The 4,159-nt window shown below is 37.9% G+C and carries 1 protein-coding gene; it reads right to left on the bottom strand.

The window, feature by feature from the left end; genetic code table 11:
• Window positions 1-211: 211 nt before the first annotated feature.
• Window positions 212-3,949, bottom strand: a complete 3,738-nt coding sequence (locus ABYK33_RS14275; protein WP_373033964.1) for a hypothetical protein — start codon at window positions 3,947-3,949, stop codon at window positions 212-214.
• Window positions 3,950-4,159: the final 210 nt, after the last annotated feature.

Raw genomic sequence — 4,159 nt, forward strand, 5'->3', positions numbered from 1 at the left:
ACATAGATCGCCATGCCGTCCGTCTCGAACGCTTCGTGGGGATTGGTCTGAAAACGCATCGGCAAGGAGAGTGCCAGAACGCTCAAAAAGGGGTGATCGAAGAGGAACTGGACCCGTACCTTTTCGAGTGCGTTAGATAATTTCGTGCAGGGAAAAGACATTCACTTCGCTTTTTACAGTAAATATGCATTTGGCATTCTACACTTACAATTTATTCGAATCGTTCGTTCTCTTCTATCTCTTCATTGCGCTCTCTTATCCGCGTTTCCATAATTTGCTTTTGCAATTCGCTTTCTGTTTCTTTCGCCCAATCAGAAACTTCTTTCAGCTCATGTACTTTCAAATTCGCAATTAGAGGTAAATACTTTTGAATAGTGTCCGTGAGTGATCCTCTCAAAATTCCTAGTTTAAAAATCTTTTTAAATTCATCAAGTATCTTACTTGGCTCTAAACTACTTAATATCATATATTTGGCAAGAGGAGTCCACATCAACTCTTTTTCTATCTGCTCATAAGGCTTTATAACAGTAGCAATATATATGTTTCTTATATCAGGATTGACGTTGCACCATTTAATGATTACTTCATTATCAATCATGTCTATTCCTCTTGAGCCTCTTCCTCTTTCCCCAAATCCCATATATTTGGAGTGATAACTCTCTTCCAACAAACAATCTAAAAATACAATCGGATGGATTTTTGCTATTGCTTGTAATATTTTTCTACAAAATATTTTTGCTAAAAGAGAAGCTTCTTCATTATAAAAACACACTTCAAAAATTCTAGCAAAATACCTATCAGCTCTACCATCTTTAAAACGTTGATCTGGAAATTCAATATTCACCAATAGTTCTTGACAAAATGTAATAAGTTGTTCATTGGGTATTGCTTCTCGTTCCCTTGTACGATGGAACCTCATATTCAATATTTCAAGACTGATCAACATCCCATCATCATAATTTAAAACAAGACCTAGAATCATGCATAAGTCATCATCTGAGATCGTTTTATGTAATTGCCCATAAGCTAAATTAGCATACTGTTTTACGGAAGCTTTACCATGTTTTAAAGATGCAATCAGTCGATCAACAGCTCTTTTATCGAGTCTAACACTCATTTGTAATCTAGGAAAAGTTGAAGCTAATATATCATCGTCCAGCGCGTCATCTAACAACTTGTTCAGTAGCGTCGGATTTTTAACTTCAAGTGCATTTAAAAATCCTTGTAACAATCCATATACAACTCGTTCACGTCCAATATACGCTAGTTTTTGTTTGAACGTATCCCACATAGTCAACGGGTCTTGACAACTATCAGCTATTCCCTCTCCAAAATTATATGTTCTAACACAATCACTGGTCAGAAGATCTTCTAAAAGCTCGTGAAGTACACTTATGTCATTTGTAACTTCTTGACCTAATAGCTTGGCAACTGCCACCACGTCTTGATCACTATTTTCTTCCTCTGTATCTTCCAAACTAAAGTAAGTATTAGAATATGAAAGCGCATATAAACGAATACGATCCTCTAATGACTTTGGACCAATCATCCCAGCAAGATTATTTAAACGCGACACCAATGTATCAGACATTCTTTCACCATCATACTTTATTGTAGATTTAACAGCTACCCATCCTTCGCCCCAAAAATTTTTATGGCTAAGCTTGATAACTGCATTTTCAAGTTCATCGTACATGCCTGTATTTATCCATAATCCTCTAAACTGTTCACTAATAATATTTTTAGCGTTGCTTGCATACTTTTCTACTGTAGATGCACACTCAACTGTGAACTCAATAAATAATTTGTACCACTGATACTGTTCATCCAACGTAGTTGGATCAAACCCATGATCACGATGTCTTGCACCAAAATCAAATGCATAATGCGAATTAAAATAAAAAGATTCTAACGCTGCCTCAAGACATCTAAATGCTAATGAAACATTTTGTTCATCTTCCGATTGTATTAATTTTGAAATAACTTCTAACCTTTGTTCCGGAGATGCGTGAGTACCAGATAAAAAGATATAAAAAAGGGTTTCAAACATTTCCTGTGTCGAATTTGTATTCTCGTCAGATTGTTCTGAAAGGACAAAAGGAATAAGCAAATTTACAGACCGTTCAAATAGCTCTTTATCGTATGCCAACAAACGTAATAAGTGCGTGAACTCATAGTATATCGGGTTCTCAGTGGAAAGAAATTTCGTTGCTGTATCTGATTTTGCAGCCTTTTCAATCGCATATAAAGTCATTTCCGGTTCAATAGGCGCAATATTTTTAAACAATTCAATTTCTAAACTATTTAAATTGCTGACATTGCCTAGAAGACCGCCATCGGAGAGCCACTTGCTAGCAATCTTTTTTGCTTCTTGACTATCATGTAAATAACCCAATCTTCTAGAAAATGATTTTAATAGCCTTTCTGAGTCACCACGTTCGAAAGCTAAACTTATATCCGCGTATGGAATATTTTCCAATGCTCTCTTTGCAAGCCTATTCGCAAGGGCTTGTGGCAAGACAGCTCTCCATACACTACGCTGCTGAATAAGATCGCGGCGTTTTAGTTCACTTATATGCCCATATAGCTGCCTTACTGTCATCTCTCCTACTCGACTTAAACGTTGAAGTTCCAAATCACTTCCGTCGTCTGTATCACATTCAAATGAATAAACTAACGAACAAACTTCTGCCGCATTCAATAACTCATTATCTTGTCTATTCCTTTGATGAAATAGACGCTCAAATAGATCATTATCTTGTAAGTTTGATAAGCTTTCACCTTTTTCAACTGTGCTTGCCAATGCAATTGCCACTCGCGCATTCCCGCCTGAGAATTTAGCAATTGTTCCAGCATCCACCTGATTCACATAAGGAAATCTTGCTCTAATTACTTTTTCAATTAACTCATCAGATGAAGGTTCCAAATGAAATACCTCAGTTTCTTCGGGCTGGTCTTCACGTACATCATATTCAACAGTTATTAGACTCACTAAGCTCTGCACGCCACTATTCAAGGAAGTCAGACGTCTATGTAATTCCGGAGGACAATTGTCGATTACAATAACAGCAGGTTTTTTTAATGATATGAGTTGTTCTAAAAAAGTAGTTGGAGATGGGTTTGGGCTATCACTTATGTCCGTATAAAATACTTGTGATTGGTTAAGTGGGTTATCCCCTATACGTTCATCGAACATAGCTTGAAGCAGTCGTGTTTTTCCGACACCGGATAAACCGGTTAGACGTACAGAAGAAGCTGCAACACTTAATGAATTACGTAATGCATTTAAGCCTTGAACTCCGGACATTCCTTCTTGTACACTAGAATGATCAAATAAACGTACTTGATCATCACATAAATATTCTTCGTCGATGCCGTTCGGACAATTCGCCCAATTTCCATACGGCTTCCATCCCTGAATTGACCGACCCAGTTTACTCCTCACCCAAAGGATCATTGCCGGATGTGAACGTACCCAACCTGCAACTCTTTCTCGATCATAAAAATCAACTTTGATATTTGATGCACCTGTCAATCCATGCAATGCATCTTGCATTGCTTTTTTTCTATCTCTAAGTGCAGAATCAGCGGTAGAGCCTTGACTACTTACTATGATATAAGCGCCATTAGACTCAGCAAGTTCAGAGAAGAATTTTTGCAACACACCTTTAGGTCGCATCTCTTTTTTAATTGCAGCTCGCGGCATGTCCGGTTTTTTAACTTGAAAAGCGGTGTTGGCCCTTGGAATATAGCCATCTATTTGAGGTAATGTATCAACGTCTACGCGAACATCTACGCCACCATCTGAAGCGTTTTGATGACCACCCCAAGTAACGCCAGCAATTGGTAGTCCAAGACTGTTTAGTTCCGCTTCACACAATAGCCCTATAAGTGTTCTTAAATCAGTGTCGTTGAGATCGGCAATATCATTACCTGTTATTTCAAGCATATCAATCCTATATAAGATTTGTTGCTATTTTAACAGGTTTTCATATTTAGCTCTTGGTAGTTGACAAATTTAGATAATGTAGTCGCCATACTTCGCCAGCCATGCATCAAACGCGCTGTGCATTGCAAGCGATTCGTCTTTGACGATGACATCTTTGACAAGCATCACCCCGAACTCTGTCGGCAGGGTCTCACTGAAACCGAACAGATG

This window comes from Sulfurovum sp., assembly GCF_041562805.1.
GTDB lineage: Bacteria > Campylobacterota > Campylobacteria > Campylobacterales > Sulfurovaceae > Sulfurovum.